The organism is Microbacterium sp. 70-16 (assembly GCF_001898315.1).
Taxonomy (GTDB): Bacteria; Actinomycetota; Actinomycetes; order Actinomycetales; family Microbacteriaceae; genus Microbacterium.
Map to the genome: position 1 here is coordinate 161,465 of NZ_MKTQ01000014.1, position 17,411 is coordinate 178,875.

Annotated in this window: 19 protein-coding genes; 14 read left to right on the plus strand and 5 right to left on the minus strand. The window is 69.2% G+C overall.

From position 1 onward, the window contains the following. The first annotated feature begins 175 nt into the window (after positions 1-175). The 7 genes from BGO46_RS05710 (at position 176) to BGO46_RS05740 (ending at position 7,767) form a co-directional block, all read left to right on the plus strand. Positions 176-1,246: a TerC family protein gene (locus BGO46_RS05710; RefSeq protein WP_292677484.1), complete on the plus strand. Its 1,071-nt coding sequence runs from the start codon at positions 176-178 to the stop codon at positions 1,244-1,246. Positions 1,247-1,402: 156 nt separating this feature from the next. Next, positions 1,403-2,842, plus strand: coding sequence for a 3-isopropylmalate dehydratase large subunit (leuC, locus tag BGO46_RS05715; RefSeq protein ID WP_292677486.1), 1,440 nt, complete (start codon positions 1,403-1,405; stop codon positions 2,840-2,842). A gap of 2 nt (positions 2,843-2,844) precedes the next feature. Next, a complete protein-coding gene (leuD, locus tag BGO46_RS05720) occupies positions 2,845-3,441 on the plus strand; it encodes a 3-isopropylmalate dehydratase small subunit (RefSeq protein ID WP_292677489.1) in 597 nt (198 codons plus the stop codon). A gap of 68 nt (positions 3,442-3,509) precedes the next feature. Further along, a complete protein-coding gene (gene murA, locus BGO46_RS05725; protein WP_292677491.1) occupies positions 3,510-4,886 on the plus strand; it encodes a UDP-N-acetylglucosamine 1-carboxyvinyltransferase in 1,377 nt (458 codons plus the stop codon). Further along, positions 4,886-5,665: a lysophospholipid acyltransferase family protein gene (locus BGO46_RS05730; RefSeq protein WP_292677493.1), complete on the plus strand. Its 780-nt coding sequence runs from the start codon at positions 4,886-4,888 to the stop codon at positions 5,663-5,665. The genes murA and BGO46_RS05730 overlap by 1 nt, the downstream gene beginning before the upstream one ends. A gap of 7 nt (positions 5,666-5,672) precedes the next feature. Beyond that, entirely contained in the window at positions 5,673-6,779 is a 1,107-nt protein-coding gene (locus tag BGO46_RS05735; RefSeq protein ID WP_292677494.1) for an NAD(P)H-dependent glycerol-3-phosphate dehydrogenase, read from the plus strand. Continuing rightward, entirely contained in the window at positions 6,685-7,767 is a 1,083-nt protein-coding gene (locus BGO46_RS05740) for a D-alanine--D-alanine ligase family protein (protein ID WP_292677496.1), read from the plus strand. Before BGO46_RS05735 ends, BGO46_RS05740 begins: the two co-directional genes overlap by 95 nt. A 15-nt stretch (positions 7,768-7,782) precedes the next feature. Here the strand turns inward: BGO46_RS05740 and BGO46_RS05745 are convergent, their stop codons facing one another. Then, positions 7,783-8,259 (minus strand): DUF3515 family protein, encoded by a 477-nt coding sequence (locus BGO46_RS05745; RefSeq protein ID WP_292677498.1) that lies wholly within the window; start codon positions 8,257-8,259, stop codon positions 7,783-7,785. A gap of 22 nt (positions 8,260-8,281) precedes the next feature. Here BGO46_RS05745 and thiL point away from each other — a divergent pair, with 22 nt between their 5' ends. After that, the gene (gene thiL / locus BGO46_RS05750) at positions 8,282-9,265 is read left to right on the plus strand and encodes a thiamine-phosphate kinase (protein ID WP_292677500.1); all 984 of its coding nucleotides are present in this window, start codon (positions 8,282-8,284) and stop codon (positions 9,263-9,265) included. Between the two features lies 1 nt (position 9,266). Here the strand turns inward: thiL and rsmD are convergent, their stop codons facing one another. Further along, positions 9,267-9,842, minus strand: a complete 576-nt coding sequence (gene rsmD, locus BGO46_RS05755; protein ID WP_292677501.1) for a 16S rRNA (guanine(966)-N(2))-methyltransferase RsmD — start codon at positions 9,840-9,842, stop codon at positions 9,267-9,269. 26 nt (positions 9,843-9,868) lie between these two features. Beyond that, the gene (locus BGO46_RS05760) at positions 9,869-10,447 is read right to left on the minus strand and encodes a 1-acyl-sn-glycerol-3-phosphate acyltransferase (protein ID WP_292677503.1); all 579 of its coding nucleotides are present in this window, start codon (positions 10,445-10,447) and stop codon (positions 9,869-9,871) included. Between the two features lie 115 nt (positions 10,448-10,562). Here BGO46_RS05760 and BGO46_RS05765 point away from each other — a divergent pair, with 115 nt between their 5' ends. Genes BGO46_RS05765 through mutM form a run of 6 tightly spaced genes read left to right on the plus strand, consistent with a single transcriptional unit; the run spans position 10,563 to position 15,717 of the window. Next, positions 10,563-12,725, plus strand: a complete 2,163-nt coding sequence (locus BGO46_RS05765; RefSeq protein ID WP_292677505.1) for an ATP-dependent DNA helicase RecG — start codon at positions 10,563-10,565, stop codon at positions 12,723-12,725. A 44-nt stretch (positions 12,726-12,769) separates the two neighbouring features. Continuing rightward, entirely contained in the window at positions 12,770-13,267 is a 498-nt protein-coding gene (gene coaD / locus BGO46_RS05770) for a pantetheine-phosphate adenylyltransferase (protein WP_292677507.1), read from the plus strand. A 50-nt stretch (positions 13,268-13,317) separates the two neighbouring features. Further along, on the plus strand, positions 13,318-13,875 hold the full coding sequence (locus BGO46_RS05775; protein ID WP_292677579.1) for a DUF177 domain-containing protein: 558 nt from the start codon (positions 13,318-13,320) through the stop codon (positions 13,873-13,875). A gap of 2 nt (positions 13,876-13,877) precedes the next feature. Then, positions 13,878-14,087, plus strand: coding sequence for a 50S ribosomal protein L32 (gene rpmF, locus BGO46_RS05780; RefSeq protein WP_292897314.1), 210 nt, complete (start codon positions 13,878-13,880; stop codon positions 14,085-14,087). 16 nt (positions 14,088-14,103) lie between these two features. Next, positions 14,104-14,805, plus strand: a complete 702-nt coding sequence (gene rnc, locus BGO46_RS05785) for a ribonuclease III (protein ID WP_292677509.1) — start codon at positions 14,104-14,106, stop codon at positions 14,803-14,805. A 12-nt stretch (positions 14,806-14,817) separates the two neighbouring features. After that, positions 14,818-15,717, plus strand: a complete 900-nt coding sequence (mutM, locus tag BGO46_RS05790) for a bifunctional DNA-formamidopyrimidine glycosylase/DNA-(apurinic or apyrimidinic site) lyase (protein ID WP_292677511.1) — start codon at positions 14,818-14,820, stop codon at positions 15,715-15,717. A 72-nt stretch (positions 15,718-15,789) separates the two neighbouring features. Here mutM and BGO46_RS05795 read toward each other — a convergent pair whose 3' ends face one another. After that, positions 15,790-16,872 (minus strand): GNAT family N-acetyltransferase, encoded by a 1,083-nt coding sequence (locus BGO46_RS05795; RefSeq protein WP_292677513.1) that lies wholly within the window; start codon positions 16,870-16,872, stop codon positions 15,790-15,792. 68 nt (positions 16,873-16,940) lie between these two features. Further along, positions 16,941-17,072: a hypothetical protein gene (locus BGO46_RS05800; protein WP_292677515.1), complete on the minus strand. Its 132-nt coding sequence runs from the start codon at positions 17,070-17,072 to the stop codon at positions 16,941-16,943. Positions 17,073-17,411: the final 339 nt, after the last annotated feature.

Consider the following 17,411-nt stretch of genomic DNA (forward strand, 5'->3'; position numbering starts at 1 on the left):
TCCACGGCGGCATCCCTGTATCCTTGAGCGAGCGAGAGGGAGTATCCCGCCTCGCGCGTCCCGTCAGTACGGGTTCCGTCGTCGGAGCCCCGGGCGCGCGCCGCACCGGATCGAGCATGCACGCCGGAGCGGGGGAGAGACTTTCGACGTCAACCGTCCCCTCCGAAAGGTCCTGATGGAGCTTCCCGTCTGGTTCGAAGTCGGCTCTCTGGTCGCCCTCGTCCTCATCCTCGTCGCCGATCTGCTGCTCATCCTCAAGCGTCCGCACATCCCGTCCACCCGCGAGTCGACGCTGTGGGTCGTGTTCTACGTCACGCTCGCTCTGATCTTCGCGGGGATGCTGTGGCTCTTCGCCGGGCACGAATTCGCGGGGCAGTTCATCGCCGGGTGGCTGACGGAGTACAGCCTCTCGATCGACAATCTCTTCGTCTTCGTCCTGATCATGGGGCAGTTCGCGGTGCCGCGCCGCTACCAGCAGGAAGTGCTGATGGTGGGCATCATCATCGCGCTCGTCCTGCGTGGGCTGTTCATCCTCGCCGGCGCTGCGATCATCGAGCAGTTCAGCTGGGTGTTCTACATCTTCGGTGCCTTCCTCATCTGGACGGCATGGCGGCAGGCATTCCCCGGCGGCGGTCACGACGACGACGTCAAGCAAGAGTCGTTCATCGTGCGGACCCTCCGTCGCATGGTCGACATCAGCGACCATTACGACGGCGCGAAGGTGCGGACGGTTGTCAACGGCAAGAAGATCTTCACGCCGATGATCATCGTGTTCGCGGCGATCGGCATGACCGACCTGCTGTTCGCGATCGACTCCATCCCGGCGATCTTCGGCATCACGCAGAATCCGTTCATCGTGTTCACGGCGAACCTGTTCGCCCTCATGGGGCTCCGACAGCTGTACTTCCTCCTCGGCGATCTGCTCGACCGCCTGAAGTACCTGCACTACGGCATCGCGTTCATCCTCGCCTTCATCGGCGTGAAGCTGTTCTTCCACGCGATGCACGTCAATGAGCTGTCGTTCATCAACGGCGGCGATCACATCGACTGGGCGCCGGAGATCTCGACGTGGATGTCGCTGGGGGTCATCGTGGTCTCGATGGTCGTCGCAACGGTCGCGAGCCTCGCCGCGTCCGCCCGGGAGCGGCGGGCCGTCCCCGCGGGCGACGCACCGTCGACGCCCCTCGAGGCCGCCGAGGCCGTCGCCGAGCAGAAGCGCACGCCGCCGACCGTCGACGGTCCGTGACGGGGTGCGGGGGAGGCACCCACTCGCGGTGGTAATGTGACCACGTGCGGATCGCTCGCCTCCTCCTTAGCGGCCGCGGCGAGACCTCGTTCTGAGCCCGCTCTCGTCGCGGAGTCCGTGCTGGGCCTCATCCGCTAGCAGGAGAACGAGACTGACATGACCACCGACATCCCCGATCGCCCCCGCACCCTCGCTGAGAAGGTGTGGGACGATCACCTCGTCGTCAAGGGCGAGAACGGCGAACCCGATCTGATTTACATCGATCTGCACCTCGTGCACGAGGTCACCAGCCCTCAGGCGTTCGACGGCCTGCGTGCCGAGGGACGGCCCGTCCGGCGTCTTGACCTGACGATCGCGACCGAAGACCATAACACCCCGACACTCGAGATCGACAAGCCGATCGCCGACCTCACGAGCCGCACGCAGATCGAGACGCTGCGCCGCAATGCCGAGGAGTTCGGCGTGCGCCTGCACTCGCTGGGCGACAAAGAGCAGGGCATCGTGCACGTCGTCGGTCCCCAGCTGGGCCTGACGATGCCGGGCATCACGGTCGTCTGCGGCGACTCGCACACCTCGACCCATGGCGCCTTCGGCGCGATGGCGTTCGGCATCGGCACTTCCGAGGTCGAGCACGTCCTCGCCACCCAGACGCTGCCGCTGAAGCCCTTCAAGACGATGGCCATCACCGTGGAGGGCGAGCTCAAGCCCGGCGTCACAGCGAAGGACATCATCCTCGCGATCATCGCCAAGATCGGCGCGAACGGCGGACAGGGCTACGTGCTCGAGTTCCGCGGCAGCGCGATCCGCTCGCTCTCGATGGAGGGCCGCATGACGATGTGCAACATGTCGATCGAGGCCGGCGCACGCGCGGGCATGGTCGCCCCCGATGAGACGACGTTCGCGTACGTCAAGGGCCGCCCGCACGCCCCGACCGGGCAGGACTGGGACGACGCTGTCGCGTACTGGCGCACACTGCCCTCGGATGAGGGCGCCGTCTACGACGCTGAGGTGTTCCTGGATGCCGACGAGCTCGAGCCGTTCGTGACGTGGGGCACCAACCCGGGTCAGGGCGTCTCGCTGAGCCAGGCGGTGCCCGACCCGGCATCCTTCACCGACCCCAACGACCGCGCTGCGGCCGAGCGCGCGCTGGAGTACATGGACCTGACGCCCGGTACCCCGCTGAAGGACGTCGCGGTGGATGCCGTGTTCATGGGCTCGTGCACGAACAGTCGCATCGAGGACCTGCGCCAGTTCGCGTCGATCGTCGAGGGTCGCACGAAGGCGGAGGGCGTGCGCGTCATGGTCGTGCCGGGCTCCGCACGGGTGCGGCTCGAGGCCGAGGCCGAGGGCCTCGACAAGATCTTCACCGACTTCGGTGCCGAGTGGCGGTTCGCCGGATGCTCGATGTGCCTCGGCATGAACCCCGACCAGCTTGCGCCGGGGGAGCGCTGCGCGTCGACGAGCAACCGCAACTTCGAAGGCCGCCAGGGCAAGGGCGGGCGCACGCACCTCGTATCGCCCCTCGTCGCCGCGGCGACCGCCGTTCTCGGGCGTCTCGCGAGCCCCAGCGATCTGCCGCAGCGAGTGGAGGCCTGACCATGGAGAAGTTCACCACTCACACCGGCATCGCCGCTCCGCTGACCCGCTCGGCGGTCGACACCGACCAGATCATCCCGGCGGTGTACCTGAAGCGCGTCACCAAGACGGGCTTCGACGACGCGCTGTTCGCCAACTGGCGCCAGGACCCGGAGTTCGTGCTCAACCAGCCGGCGTACGCGGGGGCATCCGTTCTCGTCGCCGGCCCCGATTTCGGCACCGGTTCGAGCCGTGAGCACGCCGTGTGGGCGTTGCGCGACTATGGCTTCCGGGTCGTGCTGAGCCCGCGGTTCGCCGACATCTTCCGCGGCAACGCGGGCAAGCAGGGCCTGCTCGCGGGTGTCGTCTCCGAGTCGGACGTCGAGGCGCTGTGGGGCGCGATCGCCGCCTCGCCGGGAGCCCAGATCACGGTCGACCTCACCGAGCGCACGGCGCGGTTGGGTGACCTCCAGGTCTCCTTCGACATCGACGATTACACTAGGTGGCGGCTTCTCGAAGGGTTCGACGACATCGGACTCACACTGCGCAACGAAGACAGGATCGCGCAGTTCGAGGCGCGCCGAGAGGCGTGGCGGCCGCGGACACTACCCGTCCGCTAGCCGAGCACAGCACCCCGCACCCGGGGAGAGCAGCACACGCCCTCGACACACAAGTGAGGTTCCGATAGATGAGCACCCTTCTCAGCGCGTCCGCGCCGACCCCCTCCGGCAACGGGAACGGTGACCTCGCCTCCGGGCAGGTCCTGAAGATCCGCGGAGGACGGCCACTGACCGGACGCGTCGAGGTCAAGGGCGCGAAGAACCTCGCGACGAAGGCGATGGTCGCCGCTCTCCTCGGTGAGACCGAGAGCGTGCTGCGCGACGTTCCCGAGATCAGCGACGTCAACGTCGTGCGCTCGCTTCTCGAGGTGCACGGTGTCACCGTGCAGGACGACGGTGAGGGCGTGCTACGGCTCGACCCGCGCGGCGCCGTGTCGGCGCATTTCGAAGAGATCGACGCGCACGCCGGCGCCTCGCGCATCCCGATCCTGTTCTGCGGACCGCTGCTGCACCTGCTCGGTCAGGCGTTCATCCCCGACCTCGGTGGATGCCGTATCGGTGACCGCCCGATTGACTTCCACCTCGATGCGCTGCGGTCGTTCGGTGCGACCGTCGACAAGCTTCCCAGCGGCATCCGCCTGTCGGCGCCCGAGGGTCTGCACGGCGCGAACATCACGCTGCCCTACCCGAGCGTCGGCGCGACCGAGCAGGTGCTGCTGACGGCCGTGCGCGCGAAGGGCACGACCGAGCTGCGCAACGCCGCGATCGAGCCGGAGATCATGGACCTGATCGCCGTCCTGCAGAAGATGGGCGCGATCATCTCATACGAGCCCAACCGCGTCATCTTCATCGAGGGCGTCGACTCGCTGCGCGGCTACGACCACCGCTGCATCTTTGACCGCAACGAAGCCGCCTCGTGGGCGTGTGCGGCCCTCGCGACCGACGGCGACATCTTCGTCGGGGGAGCGAAGCAGCCCGAGATGCTCACGTTCCTCAACGTCTTCCGCAAGGCCGGCGGCGAGTTCGACATCCACGAGGACGGCATCCGGTTCCACCGCGGCGGCGCCCTCAAGCCCGTCACGGTCGAGACTGATGTGCACCCCGGCTTCATGACCGACTGGCAGCAGCCGCTCATCGTGGCCCTCACGCAGGCCGAGGGCACCTCGACGGTGCACGAGACCGTGTACGAGAACCGGCTCGGGTTCACCCGGGCGCTGAACCAGATGGGCGCCGACATCGTCGTGCACCCCGAGGGCTTCGCCAGCCCCGAGCGCCGCGTGCCCCGTCGTGCGCTCGAGCAGGCGGCCGTCATCACGGGACCGACGCCGCTGCACGGTGCCGATGTCGTCGTGCCCGACCTGCGCGGCGGCTACAGCTACGTCATCGCGGCGCTGGCGGCCGAAGGTGAGTCCACCGTCCGCAACGTCGAGATCATCCGCCGCGGCTACGAGAAGTTCCTCGACAAGCTGACGGCGCTCGGTGCCGATTACGACGTCATCGGCTGATGGCGCAGCCGCGAACCCCCCGACGGCGCTGGTCGGCTGAGAAGTCCAAGCCGAGCGCGTTCTCGCCCGCAGCGGCCGTCGTGATCCCGCTGAACGGTCTCATCGCGAAGATCGAGATCTCCGGCATGGAGAACCTGCCCCTCGAGGGGCCGTACGTGCTCGCACCGAATCACTACAGCGAGTTCGACCCGATCATCGTCGCCGTCGCGACGTGGCGGATGGGTCGTGCGCCGCGGTTCATGGCGAAGGAGAGCCTGTTCCGGGTGCCGGTGCTGGGTGCGCTGCTGCGCGCCACCGGAATGATCCCCGTCGCGCGCGCCGCGTCGGCGGCGGCCGCGAAGCAGACGATCGCCCAGGCCGAGGCGCTCGTCGAACACGGGCGCGGCGTCATCGTCTACCCCGAGGGGTCACTCACCCGCGAACCCGACCTGTGGCCGATGCGCGGCAAGACCGGCGCCGTGCGGCTCGCACTGACCGGGGACATCCCGGTCATCCCCGTCGCGACGTGGGGCGTGCAGCAGATCCTGCCGCGCTACGGCAAGCTGAGCCTGTGGCCGCTGCGCAAGAAGGTGCTCGTCAAGGTCGGCCCGGCCGTCGACCTCGACGCGTACCGCGGCGCCCCGCGCACCAACTCGAACCTGATCGCGGCGACGGATGCCGTCATGGCCGACATCACGGCGCTGCTGGCCGATGTGCGCGGCATGCAGCCGCCCGCAGAGCGGTGGGATCCCGCGGTGCACGGCCAGACCGAGACGGGGCGCCTTGAGTCGGAGAACTGACACCGGGATGCCCCGCGTCGCCGTGATCGGATCCGGCAGCTGGGGCACGACATTCGGCAAGGTGCTCGCCGACGGCGGCGCGCACGTCGTGATGTGGGCGCGCCGCGCTGAGCTCGCGCAGGAGATCCAGGAGAGCCACCGCAACAGCGAGTACCTGCCCGGCATCAACTTGCCTCGCTCGATGTCGGCGACGACGCATCTGTCCGAGGCTCTCGACGGGGCGACGCAGATCTACCTTGCGATCTCCAGTCAGGCGCTGCGGCAGAACCTGAAGGCCGTGCGCCCCCTCATCGCGACCGTCGACGCGCCTGTGGTCTCCCTCATGAAGGGTGTCGAGAAGCGCAGCGGGCTGCGGATGAGCCAGGTCATCGAGCAGGAGCTGCACTGCGACCCGGCGCGGATCGCCGTGGCATCCGGCCCCAACCTCGCCCTCGAGATCGCTCGCGAGCAACCGACAGCGGCGGTGATCTCCTCGCCCAGCCGCGAGACGGCCGAGGCGGTGGCGTTGCGCGCGCGCAACAGGTACTTCCGCACGTTTGTGAACACCGACGTGATCGGCACCGAGTTCGGCGGCGTGCTGAAGAACCTCATCGCGGTCGCCATCGGCATCGTCGACGGCGTCGGCTACGGCGAGAACACGAAGGCCTCGATCATCACGCGGGGCCTGGTCGAGATGACGGACTTCGCGGTCGCCTACGGCGCCCAGCCCGAGACGCTGCAGGGACTCGCGGGGCTCGGCGACCTCATCGCGACGTGCCAGTCTCCGCTCAGCCGCAACAACACGGCGGGGCGCCTGCTCGGCCAGGGATACAGCTTCCAAGACGTCGTGAAGCAGATGAACCAGACCGCGGAGGGGCTGGCATCCGTCGCCCCCATCCTGCAGTTGGCGCGTGAGGCATCCGTGTCGATGCCGATCGTCGAGCAGGTCAAGATGGTGCTCGACGGAGCCATGGACCCGCGCCACATCGCGCCGCATCTGACCACGGACGACGACAAGCCCAAGGGCGAGAGGACCCAGAATGGACAAAGCGGTGGTGGCGGTGCTCTTCGGCGGTCGCTCCAGCGAGCACTCGATCAGCTCCGCAACGGCCGGGGGCGTGCTGCGGGCGATTGACCGCGAGCGCTTCGACGTCATCCCCGTCGGCATCACGCGCGACGGAGCGTTCATTCTCGAGGACGACGACCCCGACAAGTTCGCGCTGCGAGCCGAGCACCTGCCCGAGGTGGTCGACAACGGCACGCGCATCATCTGGCCCGATTCGGCGCTCTCGCGTGAGCTGAAGGTGTCGGATGCCTCAGGCGTGCGCTCGCTGGGTGAGATCGACGTCGTGTTCCCGATCCTGCACGGCCGGTTCGGCGAGGATGGCACGGTGCAGGGCTTCCTGGAGCTGCTCGACCTCCCCTACGTCGGGGCGGGCCTGCTCATGTCGGCGATCGGGATGGACAAGCACACGACCAAGAGCATCCTGCGCTCGGCCGGGGTGCCGGTCGTGCCGTGGGTCACCGTGACCCGACGTGACCTCGATCGCGACCGCGACCTGTGGGAGCGGCGCATCCGCGCGCTCGGGCTGCCGGCCTTCGTCAAGCCCGCCCGCGCCGGATCGAGCGTCGGCGTCTCGAAGGTGAGCGACTGGTCAGAGCTGGATGCCGCGCTCGATGTGGCCTTCGCCGAGGATCGCACCGTGCTCGTCGAGCAGGGCGTCGTCGGGCGTGAGGTCGAGTGCGGCGTGCTGCAGGGTCGCGACGGTGGGGCGCCGCGCGTGAGCGTTGCGGGCGAGATCGTCATCACGGGCCGCGACTTCTACGACTTCGAGGCGAAGTACCTCGGCGCGCCGGGGATCGACTTGGTCTGCCCGGCAGAACTGCTCCCGGGTGAGCTGGCCGAGATGCAGCGTGTCGCCGCCCGCGCGTTCGAAGCGGTCGGCGGCGAGGGTCTGTCGCGCGTGGACTTCTTCTACACCGGCACCGAGTTCTTCGTGAACGAAGTCAACACGATGCCCGGGTTCACGCCGATCTCGATGTTCCCCACCTGCTGGATCGCGTCGGGAATGTCCTACCCCGAGCTCATCACCGAACTGATCGACCTCGCGCTCGCGCGCTGAGAGCGGCGGCGTGCATCAGGACGACGGGCGCTCGGTGCACTCGGAACCGCTCGCGGGCAGCTGCTGCACGGCGGTTCCGAGTGCGTCGAGCACGTTGCGGGCACTCACGACGTCATAGTCGAGGTACACCTCGAGCGCGGGCGTGCGCCCGTACGTCGTGAAACGGTAGTTCGGCGCTTCCGAGTCGTCGATGAGCCAGTCGACGCCTCCGGCGCTTTCGCAGACCAGCGTTGAGGGGCCGGACGGCGCGAGACCGCAGGTGAGAAGCACGGTCGTGCGGCCGTCGGCGTCGGTCCAGGCACCGGTCGCCTGGGCATCCGTCCAGACACGGTTCATCCCGTCGACGGTGTCGGGCAGGCGCACCGTCACGGCCGCACAGGCCGGATCATTCGCTTGCGCGGCGGGCGTCAGCGAGACCGTCGTGCTGCATCCTGACAGCAGCAGTGCCGCCGCGACGACCGCGACAGGGGCGAAGCGGCGCAGGCGAGACACCCCTCCAGGCTACCGTGGTGGGATGCAGTCAGAGCACGAGCAGACCGTCGGCCACCTGGGTGAGAAGGCGGTGCTCGCCCGGATCTTCACGGCGCTGGCGGGATCCTCGACCGCCGAGATCGGACCGGGCGATGACGCCGCCGTGCTCGCGGCACCCGACGGCCGCGTCGTCGTGTCGACCGACACGCTCGTGCACGGACCCGACTTCCGCCTCGCGTGGTCGACCGGGTTCGACCTGGGCTGGAAGTCCGCCGCCGTCAACCTCGCCGACATCGCCGCGATGGGCGCGCGCCCGACGGCGCTGTTCGTGGCACTCGCCCTGCCCGTCGACACCGACGTGGCGTTCGTCGAAGAGCTCGCCCGCGGGCTGCGCAACGCGTGCGACGAGCTCGCCGACGGCTGCGCCGTCGAGGGCGGAGACCTCACGGCATCCGACACCCTGACGATCGCCGTGACGGCCGTAGGCGTGCTGGACGGTCGCGCTCCCGTACTGCGCAGCGGAGCGCGCCCGGGTGATGTCGTCGCCGTCGCGGGCACGCTCGGCGCGGCGTCGCGCGGCCTCGCACTGCTGTTCGACCGGTTCCGCGACGCGGTCGGCACTCCAGTTCCGGTCGATGAGGCCCGGCTGGATGCCACCGAGCGCGTCGACCTCGCCGCGCAACTGCGGCCCACGCCGCCGGTCGCGCTCGGCCCTGTCGCTGCCGCGGCTGGTGCCACCGCCATGATGGATGTCTCGGACGGACTGCTGCTCGACGCGACCCGAATGGCGGATGCCTCGGAGGTCACGCTTGCGCTGGCACCGGGCCTGGACGAGGCGGCGTTGCGCGGGGGAGAAGACCATGCGCTGCTCGCGTGCTTCCCGTCAGACCGGCCGCTGCCGGACGGCTTCCGCGCCATCGGGGTCTTGGCCGCACGCGCCGACGCGGCGGTCACGATCGGCGGCACCCCGGCGACGGGGCACCTCGGGTGGGATCCGCAGCGCGATTGGGACGCGCGGCGGGGGTGAATCAGTCGGCGATGGATTCCACAGCGCGCACGCACCACCACAGTGTCGTATCGCCGTACCGTTTCGAGCGCTCCACCTCGAGAGCGTCCGGCAGCGTCGGCTCGCCCGAGCGCGTCGCGCGCTCAATGATCACCAGCGCATCGGGGTGCAGGCGCGGCACGAGTAGCTCGAGCGCGGTGCGCAATGCGTCATCGTCGAGGTCATACGGCGGGTCGACGAAGACGAGGTCGTATGCCGCCGTGCTCGCGCGCAAGAAGGCGTCGACGGCCGCGCGGTGCACCTGCACGCGCGCCCGGGGCACCGCCCGCGTGATCGCTTGCGCGTTGCGCGCGGTGACGGATGCCGCACGCGGCGACTTCTCGACGAGGTCGGCCGAAGCCGCGCCGCGGCTGACCGCCTCCAGAGCCAGCGCGCCGGAACCGGCGTAGAGGTCGAGCACGGCCGAGCCACGCAGCCGGTCGCTCGACTCGAGGGCGCCGAACAGCGACTCGCGCACGCGGTCACTGGTGGGGCGCGTCCCGGCATCCGGCACCGCGAGTGTCAGCGAGCCGGCGGCACCGGCGATGATCCTCGTCACCAGGACACCCTACCGAGGCGGGTGCGTCAGACCGTGGCGCTGCTCTCGCTCGCGATGCGCGGCTCAGTGCGCCGCTCGGGGCGCAGGCCCGCCTTGTCGGCGTAGAACGCGCGAATCCGGTCCATGTCGGCACTGACGTCGCCGGTCAGCTCGATCGTCGGCCCGAGCCCCGTCGTCATCGTCGTGCGGTCGACGTAGCCGAGTGTGACGGGCATGCCGGTCTCACGCGCGATGCGGTAGAAGCCGCTCTTCCAGTGGGTGTTGCCGCCGCGCGTGCCGTCGGGGGTGACGACGAGGCCGAAGACCTCGCCGGCGTGGACGCGCGCGACGACCTCCGCCACCACGCGGCTCGCGTCGTCGCGCTGCACCGGAATGCCGCCGAGCGCGCGCATGATCGGTCCGCGCCAGCCGGTGAACAGGCTCGCCTTGCCGAGCCATCGGACGGGGATGCCCAGACGCCAGGCGATCGCGAGCATGAGCACGAAGTCCCAGTTCGAGGTGTGCGGCGCTCCGATCAGCACGGTGGGCTTCGTGGGGGCGGGCTCGGTGCGCAGAGTCCACCGACTGCACAGCCAGTAGATGCGGGCGACGATGCGACGGAGCATCAGGCAAGAGTACGCGGGGGCATATGCCGCGGCGGGCGTATGTCCCCGTGCACCCCGGCGCCGTTCCGGGACCTCGGCGCGCCGGTATGTCAGTGGTGATGCCTAGACTCGACGCATGCCCACCGTCACGCTCGACACGAGCCTGGTCGATGCGCTCGGCACGAAGACGGCGGCGCTGTTCCAGCGGGCATTCGAGATGGTCACCGTCAGCGACCTGCTCAGTCACTACCCGCGGCGGTACGCACGCCGGGGCGAGCTGACGCCGATCGCATCGCTGCCGCTGGGCGAGCAGGTGACGATCGTCGCCGAAGTGCGCTCGGTCTCATCTCGCCCGATGCAGCAGCGCCGGGGCACGATCGTCGAGGTCGTGATCAGCGACGGCGAGGGCGCACTGACGCTGACGTTCTTCAACCAGAAGTGGCGGGCCGACCAGCTCACGGTGGGTCGGCAGGGCATTTTCTCGGGCAAGGTCGGCCAGTTCAAGGGACATCAGCAGCTCGCCCACCCCGACTACGCCCTGTTCGACGATGAGGAAGTCGCGCGGCTGACCGCCCATGTGCGCCAGAACACGCCGATCCCGATCTACCCGGCCACGAGAACGGTCGCGAGCTGGCAGGTGCAGAAGGCTGTCGCCGACGTGCTGGAGAACCTGCAGCCGGTCGCCGATCCGCTTCCGGATGACTTCCGTGGCGCACACGGACTGCTGGATGCCGACACGGCGCTGCGCCGCATCCACGCTCCCGCCGAGTTCGACGAGATCGACGCGGCGCGCACGACGCTGCGCATGCACGAGGCGTTCGTACTGCAGACGGCGCTGCTGCAGCAGCGGCAGTTCGTGCGGGCGATGTCGGCGACCTCGCGCCGGGCGGGCGACCTGCTGGAGCGCTTCGATGCCCGACTGCCCTTCGAGCGCACCCCCGATCAGCACGCCGTCGGCGATGTCATCGCGCACGACCTCGAGGGCGACTGGCCCATGAACCGGCTCGTTCAGGGCGAGGTCGGCTCGGGCAAGACCCTCGTCGCGCTGCGGGCGATGCTGCAGGTCGCGCAATCCGGCGGCCAGTCCGCCCTCATCGCACCGACCGAGGTTCTCGCGGCGCAGCACGTGCGCTCGATCGCCCGCATGCTCGGCCCCGACCTGGCGCCTGAACTCATGCCGACGCTGCTGACGGGGCAGCTGCCGGCGGCCGAGCGTCGCAAGGCGGCGCTGCGCGCGGCATCCGGTCAAGCACGCATCGTCGTCGGAACGCACGCGCTGCTGAGCGCTTCGACGACGTTCGCCGACCTCGGCCTCGTCGTCGTCGACGAGCAGCACCGCTTCGGCGTCGAGCAGCGCGAGACGCTGCGCGCGAAGGGCACCGCGCCGCACGTGCTCGTGCTCACAGCGACGCCGATTCCGCGCACCGTCGCGATGACGGTGTTCGGCGACCTCGACGTCTCGACGATCCGCTCACTGCCGCCGGGCCGTGCCGGGATTTCGTCGTTCGTCGCACCGCTCGCCGAGAAGCCGGGCTGGTTCACGCGCGTGTGGGAACGCGTCACCGAGGAGGTCGCCGCGGGCCACCAAGTGTTCGTCGTATGCGCGGCCATCGACGCCGAATCGAAGGCGAAGGATCAGGAAGCGCCCGACGCCGCACCCGTGCTGGAGGGCGAGCAGCCGCGCACGCGCTGGGGCGTCGTGCAGGTGCGTGAGCTGCTGGCGACCAACCCCGCGTACGAGAAGATCCGCGTCGAGACGCTGCACGGCAAGATGCCGGGCGAGCAGAAGGATGCCATCATGCAGGCCTTCGCGCGCGGCGAGATCGACGTGCTCGTGGCGACAACCGTCGTCGAGGTCGGCGTCGACGTGCCCAACGCCTCGACGATGGTGATCCTCGAGGCCGACCGGTTCGGCGTCTCGCAACTGCACCAATTGCGCGGCCGGGTGGGGCGCGGGCAGCTGCCCGGGCTGTGCCTGCTCGTGACCGAGGCGCCGGTCGACACCCCCGCGCGTTCGCGCGTCGAGGCGGTCGCCGCGACCACCGACGGCTTCGACCTGGCCGAAGTCGACCTCGAACTGCGCGGCGAAGGAGATGTGCTCGGCGACGCGCAGTCGGGCGCCCGCTCGTCGCTGCGCCTGCTGCGCGTCGTGGCCGATGCCGACCTCATTGCGATCGCGCGCGCCGGCGCCGAGGACGTTCTCGCTGAAGACCCCGCGCTGCTGCAGCACGCCGGCCTCGCCGCGGCGCTCACCCGCCGCCTCGGCCAGCAGGAGCGTGCTGCCCTCGCCAAGAACTGACCGGCCACGCGGTGGCGTGCGGCCGGCGACGATAGGCTCGGAGCATGAACAACCGCATCGCGGTCGTCCCGGGTTCTTTCGACCCGCCGACGCTGGGTCACCTGGATGTCATCCGTCGCGCCGCGGCGCTCTACGACGAGCTGCACGTGCTGGTGGTGCACAACCCCGACAAAGAAGCGATGCTGCCGATCGCGCAGCGGCTGAGCCTTCTCGAGCAGTCGATCGCCGACGAAGGCGTTTCGGGCAACGTGATCGTGGCGTCGTGGAGCATGGGCCTGCTCGTCGACTACGCCGAGGACGTGAACGCAGGCGTCCTCGTCAAGGGCATCCGCTCTCAGGTCGATGTCGCCTACGAGACGCCGATGGCGATCGTGAACCGCCACCTCGCCGAGATCGAGACCGTTTTCCTGCTGCCCGACCCGGCCCATGCGCTCGTCTCGAGCTCGCTCGTGCGCCAGGTCGCCGCCCTCGGCGGCGATGTCTCACCGTTCGTTCCCGCCGCCGTCGCGACGTTCCTCGACACGGGAGCACGCGAACGCTGAGCCGACGCACGGCTGTGGCCGTTAGCATGTGATGCGTGGTCAGAAAGCATGTGAACGGTCCGTTCGCGTTCCCCGTGCGCGACATCCTGCACCGCTCGGGCGAGATGCGCGAGTTCGAGCTCGAGGTGCCGGCCCCCGAGAAGTGGGGCGAAGGACTCGTCTCCATCGCGGAGGGTGAGCCGATCTCAGGTGACGTCCGGCTCGAGGCGGTGCACGAGGGCATCCTCGTGACAGCCGACCTCGAAACGCGATACACCGGCGTGTGCGGCAGGTGCCTCACCGACGTGGCCGAGCCTGTCGAAGTCGAGTTTCAGGAACTCTTCGGGTATCCTGGAGAGGAAGCGATCGACTTCGAGGTTCAAGACGACCACGTGGATCTTGAAACTCTGGTCAGGGATTCGATCGTCCTGTCGCTTCCTTTCCAACCGGTGTGCCAGCCGGATTGCCCCGGACTGGATCCGGCAACGGGCGAGAAGCTGGTTGCAGGAACGGTGCGGGAAACCCCGATCGACGATCGCTGGAGCGCGCTGGCCGCGCTGAAGGCTGACACCCCACCAGACCCAGACGACGAGGCCGTGCGCCCCGCCGCCCACACAGAGAAGAGCTAGCCATGGCAGGTAACCCCCCGAAGCGGAAGGTCTCCCGCTCCAACACTCGTTCGCGTCGCGCGCAGTGGAAAGCCGAACCGGTCGCCCTCGTCAAGACGATCGAGAACGGCAAGGTCGTCTACAGCCGTCCGCACCAGGCGAAGGTCGTCACCGACTCGCAGGGCACCGAGCTGTTCCTGGAGTACAAGGGCCGCAAGGTCGCAGACATCTGATCGAGGCGTCTTCGTCGTGACAGACGCTGCGATCGAGCACACGGTGCTCACCGACAAGCTCGGGGTCGATATCGACCCCGAGCTTCTGTCGCTTGCCCTGACGCACCGCTCGTACGCGTACGAGCACGGCGGCATCGCCCATAACGAGCGCCTCGAGTTCCTCGGCGACTCGATCCTCGGGCAGGCCGTGACGGTGCACCTGTTCACGGCGCACCCCGACCTCGAAGAGGGCTCGCTCGCCAAGCGCCGCGCCAGCGTCGTCTCGACCGTCGCTCTGGCAGAGGTCGCCCGCGGCATCGGGCTCGGCGCGCACATCCTGTTGGGTCGCGGTGAGTCGCAGACCGGCGGTGATGACAAGGACTCGATCCTCGCTGACACGATGGAAGCGGTCATCGGCGCGACCTTCCTCTCCGCGGGGCCGGATGCCGCGACGCAGCTCGTGTTGCGCCTGGTCGCCCCGCTGATGGCCGACCCTGAGCGCTACGGCGCAGCGATGGATCCGAAGACGAGCCTGCAAGAGCTCGCCGCGCGCCTGCTGCAGGCACCGCCGACGTACGTCGTCGAGGCGGAAGGTCCCGACCACCACCGCCTGTTCACGGCGACCGTCACGGTCGGCGACGTCTCCATGAGCGGCACCGGGTCGAGCAAGAAGCAGGCCGAGATGGCCGGCGCTCTCGCGGTGTGGCACGCGCTCACCGAGCGCACGCGCACGGCGTGAGCCGGCGTTCGCATGCCTGAACTGCCCGAAGTCGAAGTCGTGCGCGCGGGGCTTGCACCTGCCGTCGTCGGCGCGCAGATCGTCGCCGTCACGGTGCTGGACGATCGCGCGCTGACGCGGCATCCCGGCGACGCGGTCTCGTTCGAAGCGGGGCTGGCCGGACGCACGTTCATCGCTGCGGCGCGGCGCGGCAAGTTCCTGTGGCTGCCTCTCGATACCGGCGATACCGGCGACGCGCTCGTCGGACACCTCGGCATGAGCGGGCAACTGCTGTTGCGGGCATCCGGTGCACCCGTCGAACGGCACGAACGGGTGCGCCTCGACATCCGGCATCCGGTGCACGGCGACCTGGCGGTCGTGTTCAGCGACCAGCGCACGTTCGGCTCGCTGGCGATCGACCGGCTCATCCCGACGCCGGACGGCGCGGCCGGCGGCTGGGGCGCGGATGCCGCGGTCGTGCCGACCCAGGTTGCGCACATCGCCCGTGACCCGCTCGACGCGGCGTTCGCCGACGCACACTTCCGCGCGGCGCTGCGCACCAAGCGGTCGGCGATCAAGCGCGTGCTTCTCGACCAGACGGTCGTCAGCGGCATCGGCAACATCTATGCCGACGAGGCGCTGTGGGCGGCGCGCGTGCATCCCGAGACAGCGGCATCCGATCTCGCCACCCGCACCGTGACGCGCGTGCTGACCGAAGTGCGCACCGTGCTCGAGAAGGCCCTGGCCGAAGGCGGCACGAGCTTCGACGCACAGTACGTCAACGTCAACGGGCAGGCCGGTTACTTCGCGCACTCGCTGAACGCCTACGGGCGTGGGGGAGAGCCATGCCCTCGCTGCGGCGGGCCGATCGTGCGCGACTCGTTCATGAACCGGTCGTCGCACTACTGCCCGCGCTGCCAGCGGCGGCGCTGAGCGCTCATCCGTCCCGATCTGTCGCTGCGCTGCGCGCGAAGCGACGAGACGGGACGGATGAGCAGCCCCGCCCTACTCGACGACCTTCTTCCAGGCCCCGTGATAAGCGCTCGGCACGAAGCCGATCGCCTCGTTGATGTCGAGCATGGGGCGGTTCTCCTCGGCGTTGAACGTGATCACACGGTCGGATGCCGGGGCGATGTCGCGCCGCCACGTCGTCAGCCCCGCGCACTTGACGAGCTGGCCCAGGCGGTGACCGCGGTGCTCCTTGAGTACGAGTGTGTCCTCCTGATGGCTGGGCGCGGTGGCATCCGCCCCGATGGTGAGCTCGTTGAACGCGACGAGCTCGCCCGTGGCGAGGTGCTGCGCCGCCGTGACGAGCATCGTTCGGCCGCCGTCGAGCACACGCTTGTCATGCAGGGCGATGCGATCGGCATCCCAGACCTCTTCGTCGAACTCGAGCGCGCCCATCGGGGTATCGGTCGACATGCGCGACTTCATCCAGGCGTAGCCGTCGACGTACTCGGCCGGGGTCGGCGCCTGCCATTGCACGACGCGGTAGCCCGCCGCCGCCGCTTCAGCGTCGCGCAGAAGCCGTGCGACGGTGTCTGCGGATGTCTGCAGATCGAGCCTGCTCTCGCGCTCGATCTGCTCGAGCGCGTAGCCGTGCCGGCGGTAGAAGCGCGCGACGTGGTCTTCGGGGATCGAGCCGAACCCCGTCGGGGCCGCAAGCCGCGGGCCGGGCGCATCAGGGTGCTCAGCCCACGACTGCAGCACGGTCCGCCCGTGCTCGCGTGCCGTCCGTTCGACGAGTGCGAGCGCGGCCGAACCGATGCCGACGCCCCAGTGCTCTCGGAGGAGCTCAACGAGCCAGAAGCCGGCGCGCGACCCCTCTTCGAGCGGGAAGTCGATGCCGGCGCGCCCGATCATGCGGCCGCCGCGGTGCACGGCCCAGACGTAGCGGATCGCTTCGGAACTCGGTTGGTACTGCGGCAACAGCTCTTCGGGCGTGATCGCGTCATCGTCGTTGTCCGCGATCTCGCGGTAGACCGCGTTGCGCACGCGGGTGAACTCGCGGAACTCGTCGGAGCCTGCGGCATCCAGAGATGCCGGGATCGTGAGGGATCGGAACTCGACCCCGGGTTGAGTGGTCATGATGTGTCCTCGGTGTGTGCGTCAGGGTTGGGGCGTGGGCAGCCCGGCGGTGCCGGGTCTGCCCACGCTCACAGGAAGGGACGAAGCTGCAGCAGTCGCTGCCAGTCGTGTTCGCGCTGAAGGCGATCGCGCTGAGCGAGCCGGATGCGGCGAGCTTCTTGAGCGGATGCGTCGCGGGCCGACGCGGTGAAGGGATGCATGAGTGCGTGCTTTCGTGTGAATGCGACTCCGCAGAGTGCGAAGCGCAAGGGCGATGAAGGATGCCGGACTGCGGCGGCAGCGCGCGGAGTGCGCGGGTGCGGCGAAAGCCGCAGGGCGAATACCGGAGGGCAGAGCGCAGGTAACGTCCGCGAGCGGACGGAGCTCTCGCTGTGACCGATCAGACGGCGGCGGGGTACAGCGCGCCGAAGGAGACGGTCCCGGTGTGCGCAACGGCGGGAGCGAACGCTCCGGTGGTGTCGATGTGCATCATCATTTCAGGACCTCCTTTCTCGACTTCTGACGCGATCACAAACGGTAGACCCCCATCACCCGCCGCG